The organism is Acidimicrobiia bacterium (assembly GCA_035471805.1).
Taxonomy (GTDB): Bacteria; Actinomycetota; Acidimicrobiia; order Spongiisociales; family JAHEDJ01; genus JAHEDJ01.
In genome coordinates this window covers 41,044-62,674 of record DATIPS010000033.1, presented here as the reverse complement: position 1 = coordinate 62,674, position 21,631 = coordinate 41,044, and the positions used below count along the sequence as shown (strand labels likewise).

Below are 21,631 nucleotides of genomic sequence, written 5' to 3'. Positions count from 1 at the left end.
ATACTGACGCTCCCCACGCGCAACAGTATTGCTGAGAACGCGCGAGTCAGCGGAGGCCGGCGAACAAATCGTCCTCCGGCGTCGGTACCTCCACGCGGCTGAACACGCGTATGTAGCTCTCGCGGCCGAACACCTCCGGGCGCAGTTCTTCGGGGACCTGGAAAAGCCACCAGTCTGCCGGTATCTGAGTGCGATGGGCACGCAACGCGTCGAACTTTCGGTCCAGCTGCGACCGGATGTCGACCCACGCGTGAATGTACTCGTCGGCGGTTCCTCCCCGGCTCATCCGATCGCGGTCCTCTGCCGATATCAACCCCGCCTCGTGCCGCGCCTCGGCGAAGGCCGCCATCCGCGAGCGGGCCCAGGCGGTCCAGTAGAGCTTCGGGGGTGTCCAATCCTGTTCCCCCGGCGCGAGGGGGAAGCGAGCCAGGTCGGAGGCACCGTAGAAAGCCGCCAGACCGATGCGATGCACCTGTATGTGATCCGGATGACCGTAACCGCCGAACGGGTCGTAGATCGCCACCACCTCCGGCCGGTACTTGCGGATCAGCCGGACCAGTCGACCGGTCGCCTCCATGAAGTCGGCCTGCCAGAAACAATCGGGGTGGTTGTTCTCCTCGGTTCCCATCATGCCCGAGTCCCGGTAACCGAGGAACTCGTGCTCAACGCCGAGGATGGCGGCCGCCTTGGCCATTTCCTCTGCGCGCAGTTCTGCCAGCCGAGGCTGGAGCTCTTCAGGATTGTCGTAGTTGTGGATCTCCCCCACCGCTCCATCGGTGGCGGTTATGACCACGACTTGCTCCCCGGCATCCGAGTAATGAGCGAGCGTGCCGCCCATCGAAGTTGCCTCATCGTCGGGATGAGCATGGAATGCGAGTAGTCCTGGCATGGAGAAGAAAGGTACCAGGTCTCGAGAATCAGGCGATTGGCAGGGGCCGGGCCGCGCAGCACGCACGAACAGGGCAGCGTCCGGGTGAACTCCCAAACACCGCCCTCTCACCCGGAGGCCGCGCCCCATCATCGCGCACCTGCCGGTTCGCGTGAAGATCAGTTGGCCGTCCGGCCCCCGCTGCGCCAGTAGACGCCGTCTGCCCGCGTCAACAGTCCGTCATCGACCATGTACCTGCGCAGCGCCGCGAAATCGGGGTGGAACATCTGGAGTGTCAGATTCACCTGCCGCTCCTGATAGCGAATGCCCGGCTCGAACTCCATTGCCAGGCGCTCCAGCACGACCAGCCGCTTTGTGCGGTTCGCCGGGATCGAGGTGAGCTTGGATCCCTGGAAGAAACGCGATAGCACCTGCACCTCATCGCTCGACCACGGACCGTCGACCACCGCCGGGTCGACTGCCATGTCTTCCGGTAGGGCGGTCGCGATTTCCCGGAGCACTTCACGATTCAGCCTGTGTTCATCGGTCAGCAACCCGGCCTCCCGCAGACGGGCGATTCCGACCAGCACATCTTTGCGGAGGATTCCGAGCTCATCCGCGAGTGTGTCCGCCTCGACCGGCCCGAGCGCGGCCCGACCAAGAATGGCCAAGCGGGTCGGGTCGAGCGCCAACCGCACGAAGTCAGAAGGATTGATCACCCGGCAAGGCTACCAATGGCTTGCATCATACGGTCCAGTCACTACGCTCCCGCCGTGCCTTCCGCGGAGTTCGAACACACAGCCGTCGCCCCGACCTCGTGCGCGAAGGCATGGCAGCAACTTCAGAATCCCGATACTTGGCTCGGCCTCGCCGGCGTTGATGAGGTGTTCGACACGCATCACGACCTCGACGGACTGATGACCGCCTACCGTTTTCGGGCCACCGCCGCCTCGCAGGTCTACGAAGGCACCGCCAGAACGGTGGAAGCCGCCAACCCGTCGAAGATGGTCATCGACATCTCGACTTCGGAAGTGACCGCCCGAATCACAACTCTGCTCTCGGAGGTCGAAGAAGGCGTTGCGGTCTCTGTGAATGTGGCGTTGCGGTCGAAGGGGTTTCTGTCGACGCTGTTCTTTCCGGTGATCTCCCAGGCAATGAGCTCGGGCCTGCCCAAACAGGTGGACGCCTTCGCGGCAAGACTCGGCTGAGGCTCCGACACCTGTGCGGAGTCGTTGCCGGCGGTCGGCATCCAGGACACCGAAAGCACCGTTCTTACTCGGCGCCCTCTTCGAGTTCGCGGAGACTTTCGGCGATCTTCCGGGCGTCGTCGGCGTCGCCCGTGGAGAGCTCGGCCCTGTCGGTCAGCAACGTGACCTGGTTATTGAGGATCTGGAGGAACCCGCCGTGCACACCGATGGTGACCTTCTCGGACTCCGATTCGATTTTCACCGCCCCCGTCGCCAGCGCGGCCATGACCGGTTCGTGGTCGGCCATGATGCCGATCTCGCCTTCGGTAGTCCGGGCCACAACGAACGTGGCCTCGCCGGACCAAACGGTGGCCTCGGGCGAAACAACGTCGACATTGAACGCCTTGGCCATCAGAGAGTCCACATTTCCGCGTTTTCGCGCGACATTCCGACCCTATGGGTACCGAATGTCGCGCGAAAACGGATGAGAGTGTGCATCTAGACGCCCACCGCTTCGATTTGCTTCGCACGGGCGATCACGTCGTCCATGCCGCCGGTCATGTAGAAGGCTTGCTCGGGGTACTGGTCCATTCCACCGTCGAGGATCGCCTTGAACGAACGGATCGTGTCTTCGAGCGGTGTGTACACACCGGGCTGTCCGGTGAACTGCTCCGCCACGAACATCGGCTGCGCCAGGAACTTCTGAATGCGCCGGGCCCGGCTCACGATCAGCTTGTCCTCTTCGGACAGCTCGTCGATTCCGAGAATGGCGATGATGTCCTGGAGATCCTTGTAGCGCTGGAGAACCTGCTGCACCCCGGTGGCAACCTCGTAGTGCTCGTCACCGACGATCTGCGGATCCAGGGCCCGCGACGTCGAGTCGAGCGGATCGACGGCCGGGTAGATTCCCAGCGCGGTCAACGGACGGGACAGCACCGTGGTGGCGTCGAGGTGGGCGAACGCGGTGTGCGGGGCCGGGTCGGTGATGTCGTCGGCCGGCACGTAGATCGCCTGGAGCGACGTGATCGACCGGCCGCGCAACGAGGTGATGCGCTCCTGCAGAACGCCCATCTCACCGGCCAGCGTCGGCTGGTATCCCACCGCCGACGGCATGCGGCCCAGCAGCGTCGACACCTCGGAGCCTGCCTGCGTGAAACGGAAGATGTTGTCGATGAACAGCAGCACGTCCTGGTTCTGCACATCACGGAAGTACTCGGCCATCGTCAGAGCCGAAAGGGCAACCCGCAGACGTACGCCGGGCGGTTCGTCCATCTGGCCGAACACGAGGGCGGCCTTCTCGATGACACCGGAGTCCTGCATCTCCAGGAAGAGGTCGTTGCCCTCGCGTGTGCGCTCGCCGACACCGGCGAACACCGAAACACCGCCGTGCTGGGTGGCCACCCGGTTGATCATCTCCTGGATGAGCACCGTCTTGCCGACACCGGCTCCGCCGAACAGGCCGATCTTGCCACCCTGGAGGTAGGGGCAGAGGAGGTCGAGCACCTTGATGCCGGTCTCGAACACGGTCTTCTGCGGTTCGACGTCCTCGAAGGCCGGAGCGGCGCGATGAATCGGCCAGCTGTCGCCTTCTTCGATCGTGTCCACGTCGAGCGGCTGGCCCCACATGTTGAAGATGTGGCCGAGCGTCCGATCGCCAACCGGCACCGAGATGGGGGCGCCGAGGTTGCGGACCTCCGTGCCGCGCACCAGACCGTCGGTCGGCGCCATGGCAACGGCCCGCACCTTGTTGCCGCCCAGATGCTGGGCAGTTTCGGCGATGACCGTGCTGGTCACACCATCTACCGTGAGATCGACCTCGAGCGCGTAGTAGATCTCGGGAAGCCTGTCGGGCGGGAACTCCACGTCGATCACCGGTCCGGCGACCTTCGTGATACGTCCGATGCTTGTTGCTTCTGCCACTATTCCGTGCTCCTTTTTCAGGTCTGTTGGGAGAGCGCCTCGGCGCCGCCGACGATCTCAGAGATCTCTGTTGTGATCTCGGCCTGACGTGCCCTGTTGGCGATTCTTGTGAGGATTCGAATGAGTTCGTCTGCATTCTCGGTGGCGGCTTTCATCGCGCGCCGCCGGGCCGAATGCTCGGAGGCCGATGCCTCCAGCAACATGCTGAAGACGGTCGACTCGACGTAGCGAGGCAGCAACCGGTCGAGAATGGCCGTCGGTGACGGTTCGTACGAGTAGTCCACCGACGCAAGCGGTTCCGACCCCTCGGTTCCCTCCGGCGCCACGATGGGCAGCAGTTGGAACTGGAGCGGAACCTGGGTCATCGGCGACTTGTACTGCGTATAGAACGTGTCGACCGAGTCGACGGTGTTCGACGCGTAGGCGTCCATCAGTATGTTGGCGATTGCCCTGGCGTCGCCGTAACCGGGTGTGTCGGTCACGCCGAGGAAGGCGCGCTCGATGTGATATTTCCGGTATTGGAAGTAGCTCTGCGCCTTCTTGCCGACGACGAACAACCGTGCCGGCGTTCCAGATTTCTCGACCTCGATTATGTGCCGCTCGGCCTCCCGGATTATCGACGAGGCATAGGCCCCGGCCAGGCCCCGATCGGAGGCGACGATCAGCACGCCGGCATTCTTCACCGCCCGCCGCTCGAGCAGCATGTGCGAAGCTCCGCCCGAGGCGGCCGACACGTTGCGGATCACCTCCACCAGTTTGGCCGAGTAGGGCTTGGAAGCAGAGACGCGCGCCGTCGCCTTGGGGATGCGCGAGGCGGCGATGAGCTCCATCGCCCGCGTGATCTTCATGGTCGACTGGACGGACTTGATCCGCCGTCGAGTATCCCGGAGTTCGGCGCTGGCCACCGGTCGCTACCCCTCCACCTCGTAGATGTCTTTGAACTCCGAAATCGCCGCCACCAGGGCATCGATTTCGGGCAAAGCTCCGGTCTCCCGGATCTCGTCGAGCATGGCTCCGTGCCTTGTTCGCATGTAATCCATCAGCGCCGACTCGAACTCCTCGACGTGCTCGGTGGGAATCGAGTCCATGTGGCCCTCGGTCACCGCGTAGATCGACACGATCTGCTCTTCGACCGGCATCGGTTCGAACTGGCCCTGCTTGAGCACCTCGACGACCCGCCGGCCACGTTCCAGCTGGGCGAGCGAGGCGGCGTCGAGCTCCGAACCGAACTCTGCGAACGCTTCGAGTTCACGGAACTGCGCCAGGTTGAGGCGCAGCGGACCGGCCACCTTCTTCATGCCCTTGACCTGAGCGTTGCCGCCCACCCGTGACACGGAAATGCCGGCGTTGATGGCCGGGCGAATACCCGAATAGAACAGGTCGGCTTCGAGGAAGATCTGGCCGTCGGTGATCGAGATCACGTTGGTCGGGATGTAGGCCGAAACGTCGCCGGCCTTGGTCTCGACAATCGGCAGGCCGGTCAAGGATCCGCCGCCCAACTCTGCGGAGAGCTTGGCGCAGCGCTCGAGGAGACGGCTGTGCAGATAGAAGACGTCGCCCGGGTAGGCCTCACGACCGGGTGGACGGCGCAGCAGCAGCGAGATCTCCCGGTAGGCGACCGCCTGCTTGGACAAGTCGTCGAAGATGATCAGGGCGTGCTCGCCCTTGTACATCCAGTACTGGCCCATGGCGGAGCCCGAGTAGGGCGCGTACATCTGCAGGGCGGCGGGAGCTGAGGCAGAGGCGTTGACGATCACCGTGTATTCCATGGCTCCGTGGGATTCGAGCGAATCGACCACCTCGGCCACCGTTGAGGACTTCTGGCCGATGGCGACGTAGATGCACTTTACGCCCAGGCCCTTCTGGTTGATGATCGTGTCGACGGCGATGGCCGTCTTGCCGGTCTGCCGGTCGCCGATGATCAGCTCGCGCTGGCCACGGCCGATCGGGGTCATGGCATCGATGGCTTTGATGCCGGTCTGCAGCGGCTCGACCACCGGCTGCCGCTGGACCACGGACGGCGCCTGGGTTTCGAGTAGGCGGGTCTCGGTGGAGTTGATCGGGCCTTTGCCGTCGAGCGGATTTCCGAGCGGGTCGACCACCCGGCCGAGCAACTCGTCGCCGACCGGCACAGAGAGCACCTTGCCGGTCTGCTTGACCGCTGCGCCTTCCTCGATGTGGTTCGATTCACCCATGAGCACCACACCGAGGTCGTGTTCGTCGACGTTGAGGGCGACACCCTGCAGTCCGCCGGGGAATTCCAACAGCTCTGAGGCCATCACGTTGGGCAAGCCCTTGACGCGCGCCACGCCGTCGGCGATGGAGGAGACGTACCCGACGGTCTCCTGGGTAATGCTCGGCTCCCACCCCTCGAGGTTCCTGCGGAGGGAAGCCGTGATCTCTTCCGGATTGATCGTCATCTCTGACATCGGTGACTCCTTAGCGGCTCTTTAGCGTGTCTCGCAGCGTGTCGAGACGGCTACGAACCGAGCCGTCGATCACGATATCGCCAACGCGGGCGACGATGCCGCCGAGGACCTTCGGGTCCACGACGACCTTGACTTCGACCTTCTTACCGGTCGCTTTGGCGAGCGCCGACTCGAGACGGGCGACCGTCTCAGCGTCGAGCTCAATGGCCGACCGCACCTCAGCGACTGCCCGGTGCCGCTCGGCGGCAGCCCTGGCAACGAACCCGTCGACTATCTCAGGCAGCTCGGAGGCGTGGCCGCTGCTGACGATGAACCCTACGAGGGACACGGTCAGTTCGGAGGCACGGGCACCGAGCAGGTCGTCGACGATGCCCTGCTTGCGATCTTGCGGCAGGCGGGGGTCGGTGAGAGCTTCGCGTAGATCGGCTGAGGTCTCGAACGTGCGGGCGATCTGGAACAGTTCGCTCTCGACGCGCTCGAGGTCGCCCTCGCCGCGTGCGATCTCGAAGATCGCAGACGCGTAACCCTGGATGCGGTCTTCGGCGGCCATCTAGTCGGACATCCTCTCCAGATCGGCGAGGTAGCGCTCGACCAGGCCCAGCTGGGCGGCGCGGTCGAGGTTCTCCCCCACCACTCTCTCGGCGAGGTCGATGGACAGATTGGCGACCTCGACCCGGGCCGAGGCAAGAGCACGGTCGCGCTCGGTGGCGGCGTCCGCGCGTGCTTTGGTACCGATCTCTGCGGACTCGGTCTGTGCCTTGGCGAGGATGTCTGCCTTCATAGCTTCCGCGGCTTCGCGAGCTTCATTGATGATCCCGGCGGCCTCGGCCTTGGCTTCGGCGAGCTGCTTGCGATAGTCATCGAGCAGGCTCTGTGCCTCGGCTTTGGCGGCCTCGGCATCTTCCATTTGGCCTTTGATGGCACGCTGGCGGTCTTCGAGCATCTTGTCGATGGCCGGGAACGCCCACTTCCATACGAAGAAGAAGACGATGCCGAAGGCGATGATGCCGGCTACGAGCTCGTAGGGCTCGGGCAGCACGAGGCCGATGTTGCCGGTTTCTTCGGCTTCCTCAGCGGCCAGGAGCACCGTGGACAATGCGTACAACACGGTGGCCTCCTAGGCGATGAAGAAGAGCACGAAGCCGATCAGGGCCAGCGCCTCCGTGAATGCGATGCCGAGGAACATGGTGGTCCGCACCGTTCCGGCCATTTCAGGCTGGCGTGCCATGGCGGTTATGGCGTTGCCGACCACGATGCCGATGCCGATACCGGGCCCGACGGCGGCGAGGCCGTAACCCATCAGGGCAAGTCCTCCTTTGAGGACCTCAATTGATCCTTCCATTTCCCTTCTCCTCCTTGGTCAGTGCTCTGGGTGAACCGAAGACTGTATGTAGACGGCGGATAACAGCGTGAAGATGTAGGCCTGCAACACGGCGACGACTATCTCGAACAGGTAGATGCCGAGGCCGAAGGCGAACCAGGCGACGCCGACCAGACTCTTGGCCCCGGCGTCTGCGAAGTTCCAGATGAAGATTGCGCCCGAACCCAGCAGGAGCGTGAGCATCAGGTGACCGGCCACCAGATTGGCGAAGAGTCGGACTGCCAGCGTCAACGGACGCAGCAGGAAGACCGAGAAGAGCTCGATCAAACCAACCAGCCAGCGCAGGCCGACCGGAACCGACTTGGGCCAGACGATGTCGAGGAAGTAGCTGAAGCCGTTCTTGTAGAACCCTACGATCACGAAGATCAGCCAGGTGACGATTGCGAGAAAGGCGGGGATGGCCATACGCGAGGTGATCGGGAAGTTGACGAGCGGCGTGATCTCGAAGAGGTTGCCGACCAGCAGGAACAGGAACATTGCGGTCAGGTAAGGGGCGTACCTGACGCCTTCCGGACCGATGATGTCTCCGGCCACATCCTTGCGGACGAACTGGACGAGGCTCTCGACGACCGCCTGGAACTTCGAGGGGATGACACTGCCCTTGCGGAGCCCGAAGTAGAGCAAGGCGATGACGATGAAGGCCGCCAGGAAGATGAGAATGATCGTACGGGTAATGGCGATGTCGCCGATGTAGAAGATCGTCGGCAGTTCGAAGAGTTCTTTGACGTCGGCAGGAGCGCATATCACCTCGTTGGCGACGTCGCATTCACTAGCCAGAATCATTTGCTCAACCATGGTCTCCTCGTCGCTTCCCCGCGAGTGCTTTAGCTTCCAGAATCAACAGTGCAAGATAGGCCACAACGACCGAAACTCCCAAAGCCAGCCGGTCGACGGGCAAGATGTTGGCGAGAAGATACATCGTTGCCGCGATCAGGCCCAATCGAACGATGAAACCGAGGAGCGCAGCGGCATAGTAGGCCGCGAAAGAGATTCGTGCAGCCATAGACAGGAACACTCCCGTGATCATGTAGTAGCCGACCACGACGGCTACACCGAGGGCCGCCGACCAGGCGCCGTCCCAGCCCCAGATGAGCCAGGCGATTGCGGTGATCACGGGCCCGACGATCACCGATCTGCGCACGGTGCTCTTGGCCGTGTCCAGCTCGACCGGTCGCTGCCCGGCTACGAAGGCCTCCGCCTCACTGTTCTCGAACATCGTCATCCTTCGTGGCATGGATCCACATGCGATAGAACCCGTTGACCGACCCGGCGATGATCCCGATCACGATGAACCACGGATCCGTATCCAGCCACCGGTCCAGCAGCCATCCGAGCAGCCACCCGGCCAGTATCGAACCCAGAAAACTGGACCCCTCGACCCACCCGTCACTGACGGCCCCGGTGACGACCTGGTGCGGATTGTCGCGTTTCATGGTGGCGGGTTCCTCGTCGCGAGTCGCGAGTCGCGAGTCGCGAGTCGCGGGAGGGGGCTTTTCTCCCGCACCGGCAGGCGCGGGAGATGCCGAGTCTTCGAGGCAGAGGGGGCAGCTTCGCAAGAGCCCCCCTCCCCCCGGATTCTTCGAATCCGGCGGACTCCCCCCGCCTCACAGCGGTGGGAGAAAGCGGTTGGCTCGCTCGAGTCGCTTGTGAATCCCTTCACAATCATCTGAACACTTTCGCCGGCCCGCACATTCCCTGGGCCATTGCAGTGCTGCCCCGGCGGAGACGCGGGACGTGCCGGGTCTTCGCGGCACACCAGACTTCCTCCCTCAGCGAAGCTGGGGAAGGTAGCCGAGCGGAGCGAGGTCGGAGGGGGCACCTGTTTCCTGCTACCGCGCCTACACGTGTCCAACAAAACCCTCCGGGTAAGGCGGAAACTGTTTGGCGAGTTCACGGATCCGGGACTCGGTGGCGGCCAGGACACGCTCCTCTCCGTGGTTGCGCAGCGCCTCGGTGACGAGATCGGCGACCTGCACCATCTCCGCCTCTTTCATCCCCTGGGTGGTCACCGACGGAGTGCCGATCCGGAGCCCGGAGGCCCGGAACGGTGGTCTGGGGTCGAAGGGGATGGTGTTGAAGTTGAGGGTTATGCCGATGCGGTCGAGCATCTTGGCGGCGTCTTTGCCGGTGAGTTCCTCGTCGATCGATCGGAGGTCGAGCAGCATCATGTGGTTGTCCGTGCCGCCGGACACGAGGCGGACGCCGTTCTCGATGAACCTGGACGCCAGCGCCCGGGCGTTGTCGATCACCTGCCGGGCGTAGGCCCGGAACTCCGGCTGGGCGGCTTCGTGGAAGCACACAGCTTTTCCGGCGATCTGGTTGTAGAGCGATCCGCCCTGAGCGGCCGGGAAGAGGCCCTTCTGGATGTCGAGGCCCATCTCCTCGCTGTTGGTGATGACGGCTCCACCGCGGGCGCCGCGCAGCGCCTTGTGGGTCGTGAAGGTGACGACGTCTGCATGTTCGACCGGGTTGGGATACGCCTTGCCTGCCACCAGGCCGATGTAGTGGGCTGCGTCGACCATCAACACGGCACCGATCTCGTCGGCTATCTCGCGGAACTTGTCGTATTCGAGATGACGGGGATAGGCCGAGTAACCGGCGAGGACGATCTTCGGACGGTGCTCCAGGGCGAGTTTGCGAACCTCGTCCATGTCGATGCGCTCTGTGGCGGGATCGACGCCGTAGGCGACGAAGTTGTAGTACTGGCCGGAGAAGTTGACCGGTGAGCCGTGGGTGAGGTGGCCGCCCTGGTCCAAACGCATTCCGAGCACGGTGTCGCCGATGTCGAGGAGCGTGAAGTAGACGGCCATGTTGGCCTGGGCGCCGGAATGGGGTTGGACGTTGGCGTGAACGCCACCGAGCAGGTCGAGGATTCGCTTCTGGGCGAGCCGTTCCATCTCGTCGACGATCCCGCAGCCCTCGTAATAGCGGCGACCGGGATACCCCTCCGCGTACTTGTTGGTGAACACGGATCCGGTGGCTTGCAGCACTGCCTTGGAAACAAAGTTCTCGGAGGCGATCAGGTGAATGCCGGTGTTCTGCCGTTCGGCATCACGCCTGATCAACTCTGCCATTGCAGGGTCGACCTCTTCGATTGTTCGGGGATCGATCATGAGAGTCCTTCAGGAATGCGGTCCCGTGAAGGGTAGTCGGCTCATCACTCCCGGTTTATCCCCGACGGCACGCCGCATCCGAAGCAAGGGAGGGTCTCCGGGCGAGACCGGGGTCTGAGGAAGGCGGCGCCGGCAGATGCCGCCGAGCGGGGAGGACGCCGTCGAAGCGTTAGCCTTCAATCAAGTCCATCCAGAGAGAATCAAATGAGAGTCCTACTGACCGGCGGCACCGGATACATCGGCAGCCATACCGCCGTCGAACTAATCGAGGCGGGACATCAAACCACGCTGATCGACAACTTCTCCAACAGCAAATCTGCGGTCCTCGACCGTCTGCGCGACATCACCGGCACCGACATCGACTTCTTCGAGATCGACGTCCAGGACGAGCAGGCGCTCGAGGAACTGATGGGGATTCGCTCCTTCGACGCAACAATTCACTTCGCCGCCCCGAAGGCGGTCGAGGAATCGGTCAGGCGTCCGCTCCACTACTACCGGAACAGTGTGGGAGGCACCGCGACTCTCTGCGAGGTGCTCGACCGCCATGGTGTCCGCAACTTCGTATACAGCTCGTCCGCGACCGTCTACGGCCTGCCCGAAGAACTGCCCGTCACCGAAGACTCCCCGCTGTCGGTACTGAACCCCTACGGACGCACCAAGCTGGTGTGCGAGTACCTGCTCGAGGACCTCCACACTTCCGATTCCCGCTGGAACATCGTGTCTCTGCGCTACTTCAATCCCGTCGGGGCTCACATCTCGGGAATGATCGGGGAGGATCCGCAGGGGAAGCCCGCCAACCTCCTGCCGTTCATCTCCCAGGTCGCGGTGGGACGCCGCGAGATGCTGGACGTATTCGGCAACGATTACCCCACTCCCGACGGCACGGCGATCCGCGACTACCTACACGTCACCGACCTGGCGGAGGGCCACCTCGCCGCCCTCGACCACCTCGGCAGATCACCCGGATACGACGCGATCAACCTGGGCACCGGCCGGGGTCGATCTGTCTTGGAGATGGTGCACGCCTTTGAGCGTTCCTCCGGCGTCGAGATCCCTCACCGCTTCGTCGACCGCCGGCCCGGCGACGCCGCCGAGGTGTGGGCAGACGTCTCGAAAGCCGAACGGGTCCTCGGCTGGACCGCCGGCCGCACGGTCGATGAGATGTGCACCGACGCCTGGCGCTGGCAATCGATGAACCCCGACGGACTGCCGGCCGCCGACTGACCTATTGCGGTCCTGTCCTCACGCCTCGGCCGAAGTTGATCTCTCCCACACGACAACCGACCTGGCGGCAGGGGGAGAAGGGGTGGATCCGCCGCGCCGACGGGCGGGTACGTGGCTCTACCCGTCCAGGAGCTCCCGGAAGTCCACCGGTCCTTCACGCAGTATGCGCGGAGGGACCGAAGTCATGTCCACAACGGTGCTGGACGCACCTCCGGGGCACCGCCCTTCCAGATACACGGCAACTCCATCGCCGAGCAACCCGCGAGCTTCAACCTCATCTAGAGCTGGAGGGTTGCCGCTTCGGTTCGCCGAGGTGACGGCCAGGGGGCCGGCGGCGGCCAGCAGGTCCAAGGCGATCGGATGGTCGGGAATCCTGACGGCTACGGTGCCCAGCGTGTTGTCCCCGACCCACTCCGGCAACTCGACATGGCGCCGCAGGACCAGGGTCAAAGGGCCCGGCCAGTGCACCAGAGCCATATCCTCGATCTCCGGTGGTATGTCGACGATCTCCAAAGCCTGGGCGACGGTGGCGCAGAGGATCGGAATGGCCTTCTCATCGGGTCTGCCCTTCAACTCGTAGAGCGATGCCACCGCCTTGGTATTGAACGGGTCAACGCCAACCCCGTAAACGGTGTCGGTCGGCAGTCCGACGATGAGCCCTCGTCGGATGGCGGCTACGCCGGCATCGATAGTGGTCATGGCTGCGATTCTAAGTGTCATCCCCGTGCAGAGGAATCGGGCCACCTCCAGTCGGCAGCGGGGCCAACTCTCGGCAGGGCAACCGGCGGCTTACGTCACTCCCCCAGCAAACCGTCGAACCTGGCGACGAACTGCTCGAGCGGCTGGGCCCCTTCGATGACGGACGCCCTCCCGTCGAACAGGACCACGAAGGTTGGCGTGGTGGAGAAGATGGTGCTGAGGTCGTACAGGTCGTCGAGGACTCTCTCGAGCGGGGCGCGGCTGCCCAGGCACGACGAGAAGGCCGATCTGTTCAGACCGAGCTCGGCGGCCAGCGATTCGAGCGCAGAGTCCGGAGGTTCGACCGCCCACTCCTCGACGGCTTCGAACAGCAGGTCGTGCATCGCCCAGAACTCACCTTGCTCCCCGGCACATTCGGCAGCGGTCGCCGCCGCCGGCGCTTGAGGATGATTGGCCAGCGGGAGGTTCTTGAACACCCACATGACTTGACCGGTGTCCACGTAAATCTCGTCGAGGGCGGGCTGCGTCTCGAGGGCGTGCCGGCGACAGAAGGGGCATTGGAAATCGGAGATCTCGACCACCACGAGCGGCGCCCCGGGATCGCCCCGATAGGCATCGCCGGCCAGGTTGTAGCCGGCCCGGCCGGGATCGGGGGCCAGTCCGTCGGCATTGGCCCAGAAGGGCAGATCCGGGGCGGGTTCCTCTTCGACGACGGGGGTCTCGCCGGCGAGGGCGGCATCGAGGGCGGAGGCGAAGACGTCGAGCGGCTGCGCTCCGATGATCTCGAAGGTCTCGTCGTTGACGTTGTCGACAACGTGGAAACTGGGCGTCCCTGAAAAGCCCAGAGCTCGTCCCTGCGCGACTCGTTGCTCGACCATGGGAGCGGTGTGCCCGGAAGCCACACAGGCCTGATATGCCTCGATGTCGGCGCCGATTTCACCGGCGACGGTGGCGAGGAAGCCACTGTTGTCCGGCAGCGAAGACCACTCCCCCTGCCGGGCGAACAGGGCATCGTGATAGGCCCAGAACAGGGCAGCACTCTGCTCGCCAATGCATAGGGCCGAGGCATGGCCGGCGGGGGCGGTCGGGTGCAGTTCGACCAGCGGGAAGTCACGGAACACCAGATTGACCCGGCCGCTACGAAGGTACCGGTCGATGAGCAGAGGGGTGGTCTCTTTGAAGTGCCGCCCGCAGTAGGGGCATAGATAGTCGGAGAACTCGACCAGCGACACCGGTGCGTCCGGGTCGCCCAGTCGGGCGTACCCTTCGTCGGTGAACCCGACGGCCAGACCGTCGTAGTCTGCAGAAGGTTCCCCGGCGAGGGGTTCTGCTTCACGAGTTGGGACCTCGTCGGCATCGACACAGGTGCCTGCTGCAACGCAGTCCAGGGCATAGTCCTCCTCGACTACGACGACCGGCACGTCGGATGCCGGCGGAGCAGGGGCGCTGGTTCCGTCGGAACATGCAGCGAGCAGCAGCATCGACAACAGCAGTCCGCTGAGCCGCCGGAAACTACCCATTTGCCGTTTTGAAGCCTTGATCAAACCACCTCCGAGTGGGCCAGCCTACCGGCACCGGAGAAGATGTAGGGCATGGACCCGGCCGCCGAAGGGCTCGTCACCGGCGGGTTTGCCCGGCGGCAGCAAACTCCCGCTGACGGACATCCCCCGCACGGCGGGAGAGAAACGACTAGACGCAGCAGCGGGCGCCCTTGCGGCCGACCAGGATGCGGTCGCGACCGGTGAGGTCGGGGCGAACCTCGGTGTCCAGCCACTGGCCGAACAGCTCGTCGGCGCGTCGGCCCTGGGTCTCTCCTATCTCACAGAGAACCCAGCCGCCGACTCCGAGCCACCAGTAGATGTCGTTGGCAATGCGTTCGAGGATCTCCGTGCCTTCCGGTCCGGAGACCAGCGCCCGGCGGGGCTCGTGGTCGCGAACATCCGGAGGGAGGCCATCCCACTCCCCCTCCTCTATATAGGGGGGATTGCTGACCAGCAGGTCGACCCGGCCGTAGATCGACTTCGGGAGAGCTTCGAACAGGTCGCCGTGGAAGAACTCGATATCGAGACCGAGGCGAGCTGCATTGTCCTCGGCCAGGGACAATGCGGGTTCGCTGATGTCGGTTGCGAAGACACGCGCCTCCGGAAAGACCGCCTTCAACGCGAGCGCCATCGCCCCGCTCCCCGTGCAGAGATCGACGATCACAGTTCCTTTGCCGGCTTCGCCGAGCATCCGTCTCGCTTCGTCCCAGACGGCTTCGGTCTCCGGGCGCGGGATGAGCGCACGTTCGTCGACTGCGAGTTCGATCGGACCGAACTCCACCGTGCCCTCCAGGTACTGGAGTGGTTCCCCTGCTGCCCGGCGCGAGGCGAGGGACTCGAAGGTGTTTTCGTCTTCGGGTGCGAGATCGATACCGCTGAGGAGGTCTGCCCGTGGCTTCCCCGTCGCCGACATCAACAGACGCTCCGCTTCATGGCGAGGCAGATTGGATTTGGCGAGCAGATTCGTCGAGTTCACCCGGCCATATTCGCAGGGGCAAGGAGATAAACGGTGTCCCGCCGGCAGCGGCCGAAGCGAGAGGACACGCAAACCCGGCGTTTATCCCGGCGTTAACCATTCATTGGTAATGGGTTAGGCACATTCGACCGATACTGACAGCGGGTAGAAACCAATCGAATACAGGGATGAACGGCATGAAGGCGCGAGCCATCGCATCGCTTACGCTGGTGGGGACCCTGACCGTTGCTCTTCTGATCGTGCTCGGCAATCGCGCCGAAGCCAAAGAGAGGTTCCTGGACGACTTCCGGCAAACCTATCCGGCCGCGGCAGGCACACGTCTGGATGGTTGTTCGCTCTGCCACTTCACCAACTCCGACGGCAAATGGGACGAGAACCAGTTCGCCGATGAATACGAAGAAGCCGACAAGAGCTTCCCTGCGATCCAGAGTTTCGACACCGACGGCGACGGCTTCACCAACTACCAGGAGATCCAGGCAGGCACCTTTCCCGGTGACGCATCGGACAACCCCAACACATACGTCCCACCGCCGACCGGCAGCGGAGCGGCGATCTTCGAAGCCAACTGCGCCGGCTGTCATGGGAGCAACGGGGGCAACCTCGTCCCGACCTCGCTGAGCCTGTCACAACTCGTCGAGATAACGACCGGCGGCCGGGGCAACATGCCGGCGTTCTCCGGAACGTTGAGCAGCGCCGACATCCAGCTGGTGTCTGAGTTCCTGTTCGGCGGGAACGGCGCTCCGACCACGACTACCACCACGGTTCCCGGATTCGTCCCGGACGGCGCAACGGTCTGGGCTGGTTCGTGTGCCGGGTGCCACGGCGCCGCCGGCGGAAACCTGGTCGGTAGAGGCCTCAGTGCCACGCGAGTCGTTTCGGTGACCACCAGCGGCACCACCGGTATGCCCGGCTTCTCGTCGAGCCTTTCCGCCGCCCAGATAGACGCAGTGGCTGCCTATGTGGCTGCGCTCGGCGGCACCGCCCCGACGACCACCACGACGGCTCCCGGATCGCCTCCCCCGAGCGGATCGGCGGTCTTCGCGCAATCCTGTGCCGGATGCCACGGGGCCGGCGGGGGCAACCTGGTCGGACACCTGCTGACCGACGCCCAGCTTCGATCGGTCACCGTCAACGGGCGAGGATCCATGTCGGGATTCGGGAACCGGCTCAGCTCCGCACAGATCGATGCCGTCGTCGCCTACCTGTCGTCGCTAGGGGGTTCCTCCACGACTTCCGACACAGGTGGCGCCGACGGTACCTCCCTCTATGCCACCTACTGCTCGATGTGCCACGGCGCACAGGGCGAAGGCGGGTCCGGCGGTGCGGTCGCCGGCACGACACTGACCCGGCCGGACGTGATCACACTCACCACCAATGGAGGCGCCTCGATGCCCGCCTTCTCGGATCGCCTGGCGCCCGAACAGATCACAGCCATCGCCGATTTCGTCCTCAGCCTGTCCGGATCGGACGCGATTCTCCAAGGCGGCGGACACACCTACGCGACCCTGTGCGCCTCCTGCCATGGCCCGGCCGGCGAGGGCGGTATCGGAGGAAAACTCATCGGCGAAGACATCAGCGCCGCCGAACTCGGCGCCCTGATCCGCAACGGAACCTACGGCATGCCCGGACACCCGGACCTGACCGACGACGAAATGAGCGCCCTGGTCGATGAGACGCGGTCGATCATCAACGGAGCTCTGGCGTCGGCGGAGGGGGGCGAGGTTGTCGCAGCCGGTGAGGACGACGGCCGCACCCTGTCACTGGTCCTCGACGACGAGGCCACCCCGGAAGAAGGGCCGTCGCTCCTCGTGGTCGCTGTACTCGGCCTCATCGCCTTCGGCGTTGTCGGCGGTATCGGGTTTTTCTGGTGGCGGTCGGCACAGGGTCCGGCTCGGTAGGGGACCCCTTCCGAGCGAGCCGCCTCCTCCGCTTTCGCCTAACGGCGAAACCACCTCCCCCACCTGCGGTGAGGGAGGAACGCCGTCCCGAAGATGGGAAGGCGAACGGGCAACCCGAACGGAGCGAGACGAAGGAAGTTCAGGTGCCGTCGGCCAGACGGCGGGCCTGGTCGTCGGCGGTGAGGGCTTCGACGAAGGGGTCCAGTTCGCCGTCGAGGATGGACGGCAACTGTTTGATGGTCAGGCCGATCCGATGATCGGTCACCCGGTTCTCCTTGAAATTGTATGTGCGGATCTTCTCAGAGCGGCCGCCGGTGCCCACCTGGGAGCGGCGGTTCTCCGCCAGTTCGGTCTGCTGCTTCTCGAGTTCCATCTGATAGAGACGGGCACGCAGAATCCGGAAGGCCTTCTCTTTGTTCTGGAGTTGTGACTTCTCATCCTGGCAAGACACGACGAGCCCGGTGGGTTCATGCGTGAGCCGCACGGCCGAGTCGGTCGTGTTCACCGACTGTCCGCCCGGGCCGCTCGAGCGGAACACGTCCACCCGAACGTCGTTCGGATCCAGATCGATCTCAACGGCCTCCACCTCAGGCAGAACCGCCACCGTGGCGGTGGACGTGTGGACGCGTCCCTGGGATTCGGTCTTGGGAACTCGCTGAACGCGATGGACGCCGGCTTCGAACTTGAGTTTCGAAAACGCTCCGGCACCCTTGACGGCGAAGGTCACTTTCGAGAAACCACCGGCTTCCGACTCCGACGAGTCCATCGAGTCGGTCTTGAATCCGTGCAACTCCGCATAACGGTGATACATCCTGTGGAGATCCCCGGCGAACAGCGCTGCCTCATCTCCCCCGGTACCGGCCCGGATCTCAACGATGACGTCCTTCAGATCATTCGGATCACGGGGAATCAGCGCCACGCGCAGCTCGCGTTCCAGACGTTCGGCCTCAGCCTTGCGTTCGGCGACCATGTGCTGGAGATCGCCGGTCATCTTCGCATCGGTCTCGACGGCGGCCAGCTCGGCAGCTTCCCTGGCGTCGGACAAGGCAGCCCGATAGGCGATGAAACCTTCGACGATGGGCTTGAGTTCCGAGTGCCTGCGCCCGAGCTCTATGAAACGGGTCTGATCGTCGAGGACTCCCTCATCTGCGAGCTGCTGCTCGACCTCGTTGAACGTCGCTTCAACCTCTTCGAGTCTGGCGACGAGCGCCTCATCCATCCGTGGAGTCCCTCACACAGCCTGCTTCAAACGCCTCCATAGCGCCGGCTGAAACCTCACCGCGGGCGAGAACCTCACCGGCGGACTCATCGTCGAGCGCCGCCAGCAAACTGGCAACGGCCACCTCGACCTGATCATCGTCGGGTTCACCGGTCGTCAGCTTCTGCAACCACAATCCGGGCGCGGCGACGATACGGCCGAACAGTGCATCTGCCCGCAAACCGGACGCTCTGAGGATCTCGTAGGAAACTCCGGCGATGACCGGGATCAACAGCAAGCGGCTCATGACCAGCCACCCGACGCCGAGCGTGTGCGGCACGAATGAGAACACCACGATCGAGGCCAGCACTACGAGCAGCAGGAAGCTGGTTCCGCAGCGTGGATGCGCCGGGGAGTACTTCTGGATCTCGGCGGCGATCAAGGGATCTCCGGCCTCATAGGCGTGGATCGTCTTGTGTTCGGCGCCGTGATATTCGAAGACACGTTTGATCTCGGATGACCGGCCGATCGCCCAGATGTAGCCGACGAACAAGGCGATCCGTATCAGGCCTTCGACCACGTTCAGGCCTATCGTCGTTTCTCCTGCAAGCCAGCGAGCCGCCAGCAGCGGCGCACCGACGAACAGCACCGCAACTGCGGCGAAGGCGATCACGATCGACAGAGCCAGCTGCCACTTGGTGATGGGTTCCTCTTCTTCACCGACGGCCTTCTCGGCCGACCAGGTGAGGGCCCGCATGCCGAGCGAGAGCGACTCCCACAGAACGAGAACGCCGCGCACCATCGGCCAGCGAGCCAACCGCTTGCGTTCGGAAAGACGCGGCAGGTCCTCACACATCGTGACGATCGACCCCTCAGGGGTGCGCACGGCAACGGCCCAACCGGCCGGAGCGCGCATCATTACGCCTTCGATTACGGCCTGGCCGCCGACGGTGGAATTGGGGTGACGACTCATGAGACGCCGCCGGCTAGAGCCGGCGAGCGATGCTACGCCTCTGCGTTCTCGACGTCGGCCTTCGAGGTCTTCTTCGATTTGACCTGGGCCTTGTCGCCGTAGCGCTTCTGAAAACGCTCGACGCGACCACCGGTGTCAACCAGCTTCTGACGGCCGGTGAAGAACGGGTGGCACTCGTTGCACAACTCGACGTGCATCTCGTCCTGGGTCGAGCGCGTCGTAAACGTGTTGCCGCACGAGCAGGTGACCTTCGTCTCCACGTAGTTGGGATGAATCCCTGTCTTCATGTCCTGTTTCTCCTTAATTCCCGCTCTTGGCGACTTCGATGAGGAACTCTGCATTGGAGTTCGCCTGCTTCAGCCGGTCGATCAACAACTCGATAGCCGGACCAGACTCCAATGCCAGAAGCACCCTACGCAGCTTCCACACCTGCGCAAGTTCTGCCCTGTCGAACAGCAACTCCTCGCGACGTGTTCCCGAGGCCGCAATGTCGATGGCGGGATAAACCCGCTTGTCGGCAAGCTTGCGGTCGAGCTTCAGCTCCATATTGCCGGTGCCCTTGAACTCCTCGAAAATCACCTCGTCCATCTTCGACCCGGTTTCGACCAGGGCCGTTCCAAGGATCGTAAGGCTTCCGCCCTCCTCGATATTCCGGGCCGCACCAAAGAAGCGCTTCGGCGGGTAGAGAGCCGTGGAATCGACACCACCCGAGAGGATACGGCCGCTCGCCGGTGTCGCCAGGTTGTGAGCTCTGGCGAGACGGGTGATTGAGTCGAGCAGAATCACAACATCGGTGCCCATCTCGACCAGACGCTTGGCCCGCTCCAGAGCCAGCTCCGACACCTGGGTGTGCTCCTCGGCCGGACGGTCGAACGTCGAGTAGATGACCTCGCCCTTCACCGAACGCTGCATATCGGTGACCTCTTCCGGGCGCTCATCCACGAGCACGACCATCAGATGGCATTCAGGGTTGTTGGTGCTGATCGAACGAGCGACCTCTTTCAGGACGGTCGTCTTGCCTGCCTTGGGAGGAGACACGATCAGGCCACGCTGGCCCTTACCGATCGGAGCGATGATGTCGACGATCCTCGGCAACACCCATTCGGGATGGCCGTCGATCTCGAGCGGCAGGCGCACGTCGGGAAACAGCGGAGTCAGCTTGTCGAAACGGGGCCGCTTGCGTGCATCCTCGACGGTCATGCCGTTGACCGACTCGATGCGGGTGATCGCGGCGAACTTCTCTTGCGAACGTGGGGGACGGATCGGACCGCGGATCATGTCACCGCGGCGCAGCCCGAACTTGCGGATCTGGCTGGCAGACACGTACACGTCCTGATCACCCGGCAGATAGCGAACGATGCGAAGGAATCCGTAGCCTTCCGGAAGAATCTCGAGAACGCCCTCACGCTCCTCGAGTTCACCTTCGGGGATCTGCTCGTAGTGCTGCTGACCGCCCTGGCCGCGAAGGTTCCCCTGATCGCCCTGGTTGCCTTGGCCGCCCTGGTTGCCTTGACCGCCCTGGCCGCCCTGGCCGCCCCGTCCGCTGCGCCGGCGGCGCTTGCGACGATTGGGGTCGTTGTCCTGGCGCTGGCCTTGCTGGTGACCACCGGACCGGTTGGAGCGGTCCCAATCCTGCGAGCTCTCGCCTTCTCTGTCCGAAGAGTCCTCGCCGCCGTCTGCGACTTCGGCCTCATCGGCATCCGCCTGAGCTACTTCATCCCCGGCGTGATCTTTGGCTTCCACCGGATCATCGCCGTCTTTGGGCTCATCTTCTGCAGGTTCCCCGTCTTCGGCCTCGGGTTTGTCTGCCTTGGCGGATCCGCCGTTATTACCGGCGACATCGCCGGAGGGCGCGCCCGTGCGTTCGGCTGCCGGGAGTTCGACGGGGGCAGGTTCGTCGCTTCCTTCGAACCCGTCGGCACCAATGATGGCCCCGATCAGCTTCGCCTTCTGAAGCCCTGCCGTATCGATCTCGAGTGCCGACGCGATCTCGCGCAGGTCTTTGATCGTCTTGCCCTGGAGCTCAGATCTGGTGGTCATGTCGTCCTTTCCGCCCGATCCGGTGCCTGTTAGCGGCTTTGCTTTACCCGAACCGACGTCCTGTGACTGAATGAATCAGCTTTGAGTGAATTCCCGTCCTGCATCAGCAAGGGAACCTTGGAGAATGCGGGGAAACGACCTCGTGCGCCGTGAACGGCGATTGGGGGTTCCGGGATCGCTGGCA

At 63.9% G+C, this 21,631-nt stretch carries 23 protein-coding genes; 3 read left to right on the top strand and 20 right to left on the bottom strand.

Features of this window, described 5'->3' with window-relative positions; translation table 11 throughout:
• Positions 1 to 46: 46 nt before the first annotated feature.
• Both VLT15_07840 and VLT15_07835 read right to left on the bottom strand, forming a co-directional pair.
• The gene (locus tag VLT15_07840; GenBank protein ID HSR45125.1) at positions 47 to 889 is read right to left on the bottom strand and encodes a PIG-L family deacetylase; all 843 of its coding nucleotides are present in this window, start codon (positions 887 to 889) and stop codon (positions 47 to 49) included.
• A 158-nt stretch (positions 890 to 1,047) separates the two neighbouring features.
• The gene (locus VLT15_07835) at positions 1,048 to 1,587 is read right to left on the bottom strand and encodes a DUF2087 domain-containing protein (protein HSR45124.1); all 540 of its coding nucleotides are present in this window, start codon (positions 1,585 to 1,587) and stop codon (positions 1,048 to 1,050) included.
• A gap of 54 nt (positions 1,588 to 1,641) precedes the next feature.
• Between VLT15_07835 and VLT15_07830 the strand changes: the two genes are divergently transcribed.
• Entirely contained in the window at positions 1,642 to 2,076 is a 435-nt protein-coding gene (locus tag VLT15_07830) for an SRPBCC family protein (GenBank protein ID HSR45123.1), read from the top strand.
• Positions 2,077 to 2,140: 64 nt separating this feature from the next.
• Here the strand turns inward: VLT15_07830 and VLT15_07825 are convergent, their stop codons facing one another.
• The 11 genes from VLT15_07825 to glyA all read right to left on the bottom strand — a co-directional run bounded on the left by VLT15_07825 (position 2,141) and on the right by glyA (position 10,898).
• Positions 2,141 to 2,467 carry a F0F1 ATP synthase subunit epsilon gene (locus tag VLT15_07825; protein ID HSR45122.1) on the bottom strand — a complete coding sequence of 109 codons (327 nt, stop codon included), beginning with the start codon at positions 2,465 to 2,467 and terminating at the stop codon, positions 2,141 to 2,143.
• Between the two features lie 86 nt (positions 2,468 to 2,553).
• Positions 2,554 to 3,975, bottom strand: coding sequence for a F0F1 ATP synthase subunit beta (atpD, locus tag VLT15_07820; GenBank protein HSR45121.1), 1,422 nt, complete (start codon positions 3,973 to 3,975; stop codon positions 2,554 to 2,556).
• 17 nt (positions 3,976 to 3,992) lie between these two features.
• Entirely contained in the window at positions 3,993 to 4,880 is an 888-nt protein-coding gene (locus VLT15_07815) for a F0F1 ATP synthase subunit gamma (protein HSR45120.1), read from the bottom strand.
• A gap of 6 nt (positions 4,881 to 4,886) precedes the next feature.
• Positions 4,887 to 6,404 (bottom strand): F0F1 ATP synthase subunit alpha, encoded by a 1,518-nt coding sequence (gene atpA / locus VLT15_07810; protein ID HSR45119.1) that lies wholly within the window; start codon positions 6,402 to 6,404, stop codon positions 4,887 to 4,889.
• A 10-nt stretch (positions 6,405 to 6,414) separates the two neighbouring features.
• Positions 6,415 to 6,954, bottom strand: a complete 540-nt coding sequence (gene atpH / locus VLT15_07805; GenBank protein ID HSR45118.1) for an ATP synthase F1 subunit delta — start codon at positions 6,952 to 6,954, stop codon at positions 6,415 to 6,417.
• On the bottom strand, positions 6,955 to 7,512 hold the full coding sequence (gene atpF, locus VLT15_07800) for a F0F1 ATP synthase subunit B (protein HSR45117.1): 558 nt from the start codon (positions 7,510 to 7,512) through the stop codon (positions 6,955 to 6,957).
• A gap of 9 nt (positions 7,513 to 7,521) precedes the next feature.
• Positions 7,522 to 7,746, bottom strand: coding sequence for an ATP synthase F0 subunit C (atpE, locus tag VLT15_07795; protein ID HSR45116.1), 225 nt, complete (start codon positions 7,744 to 7,746; stop codon positions 7,522 to 7,524).
• A gap of 18 nt (positions 7,747 to 7,764) precedes the next feature.
• Positions 7,765 to 8,580, bottom strand: coding sequence for a F0F1 ATP synthase subunit A (gene atpB / locus VLT15_07790; protein ID HSR45115.1), 816 nt, complete (start codon positions 8,578 to 8,580; stop codon positions 7,765 to 7,767).
• Complete coding sequence (locus tag VLT15_07785) at positions 8,573 to 9,001, bottom strand: hypothetical protein (protein ID HSR45114.1); 429 nt, start codon at positions 8,999 to 9,001, stop codon at positions 8,573 to 8,575. Before VLT15_07785 ends, atpB begins: the two co-directional genes overlap by 8 nt.
• Positions 8,985 to 9,218, bottom strand: coding sequence for an AtpZ/AtpI family protein (locus VLT15_07780; GenBank protein ID HSR45113.1), 234 nt, complete (start codon positions 9,216 to 9,218; stop codon positions 8,985 to 8,987). The genes VLT15_07785 and VLT15_07780 overlap by 17 nt, the downstream gene beginning before the upstream one ends.
• 405 nt (positions 9,219 to 9,623) lie before the next feature.
• Positions 9,624 to 10,898 (bottom strand): serine hydroxymethyltransferase, encoded by a 1,275-nt coding sequence (gene glyA, locus VLT15_07775; protein HSR45112.1) that lies wholly within the window; start codon positions 10,896 to 10,898, stop codon positions 9,624 to 9,626.
• Between the two features lie 204 nt (positions 10,899 to 11,102).
• Here glyA and galE point away from each other — a divergent pair, with 204 nt between their 5' ends.
• Positions 11,103 to 12,122 carry a UDP-glucose 4-epimerase GalE gene (gene galE / locus VLT15_07770; GenBank protein HSR45111.1) on the top strand — a complete coding sequence of 340 codons (1,020 nt, stop codon included), beginning with the start codon at positions 11,103 to 11,105 and terminating at the stop codon, positions 12,120 to 12,122.
• Positions 12,123 to 12,239: 117 nt separating this feature from the next.
• Here the strand turns inward: galE and VLT15_07765 are convergent, their stop codons facing one another.
• From VLT15_07765 to prmC, 3 genes are all read right to left on the bottom strand, one after another.
• On the bottom strand, positions 12,240 to 12,821 hold the full coding sequence (locus VLT15_07765; protein HSR45110.1) for an L-threonylcarbamoyladenylate synthase: 582 nt from the start codon (positions 12,819 to 12,821) through the stop codon (positions 12,240 to 12,242).
• 95 nt (positions 12,822 to 12,916) lie between these two features.
• Entirely contained in the window at positions 12,917 to 14,365 is a 1,449-nt protein-coding gene (locus tag VLT15_07760; GenBank protein HSR45109.1) for a thioredoxin domain-containing protein, read from the bottom strand.
• A gap of 145 nt (positions 14,366 to 14,510) precedes the next feature.
• Positions 14,511 to 15,338 (bottom strand): peptide chain release factor N(5)-glutamine methyltransferase, encoded by an 828-nt coding sequence (prmC, locus tag VLT15_07755; protein ID HSR45108.1) that lies wholly within the window; start codon positions 15,336 to 15,338, stop codon positions 14,511 to 14,513.
• A 167-nt stretch (positions 15,339 to 15,505) separates the two neighbouring features.
• Between prmC and VLT15_07750 the strand changes: the two genes are divergently transcribed.
• Positions 15,506 to 17,236 carry a c-type cytochrome gene (locus VLT15_07750; GenBank protein HSR45107.1) on the top strand — a complete coding sequence of 577 codons (1,731 nt, stop codon included), beginning with the start codon at positions 15,506 to 15,508 and terminating at the stop codon, positions 17,234 to 17,236.
• Between the two features lie 139 nt (positions 17,237 to 17,375).
• On the opposite strand, the gene prfA is transcribed toward VLT15_07750, so the two are convergent.
• Genes prfA through rho form a run of 4 tightly spaced genes read right to left on the bottom strand, consistent with a single transcriptional unit; the run spans position 17,376 to position 21,447 of the window.
• On the bottom strand, positions 17,376 to 18,455 hold the full coding sequence (gene prfA, locus VLT15_07745) for a peptide chain release factor 1 (protein HSR45106.1): 1,080 nt from the start codon (positions 18,453 to 18,455) through the stop codon (positions 17,376 to 17,378).
• Entirely contained in the window at positions 18,448 to 19,407 is a 960-nt protein-coding gene (locus tag VLT15_07740) for a DUF1385 domain-containing protein (GenBank protein HSR45105.1), read from the bottom strand. The genes prfA and VLT15_07740 overlap by 8 nt, the downstream gene beginning before the upstream one ends.
• A 32-nt stretch (positions 19,408 to 19,439) precedes the next feature.
• Positions 19,440 to 19,694, bottom strand: a complete 255-nt coding sequence (rpmE, locus tag VLT15_07735; protein ID HSR45104.1) for a 50S ribosomal protein L31 — start codon at positions 19,692 to 19,694, stop codon at positions 19,440 to 19,442.
• 13 nt (positions 19,695 to 19,707) lie between these two features.
• Positions 19,708 to 21,447, bottom strand: coding sequence for a transcription termination factor Rho (gene rho / locus VLT15_07730; protein ID HSR45103.1), 1,740 nt, complete (start codon positions 21,445 to 21,447; stop codon positions 19,708 to 19,710).
• Positions 21,448 to 21,631: the final 184 nt, after the last annotated feature.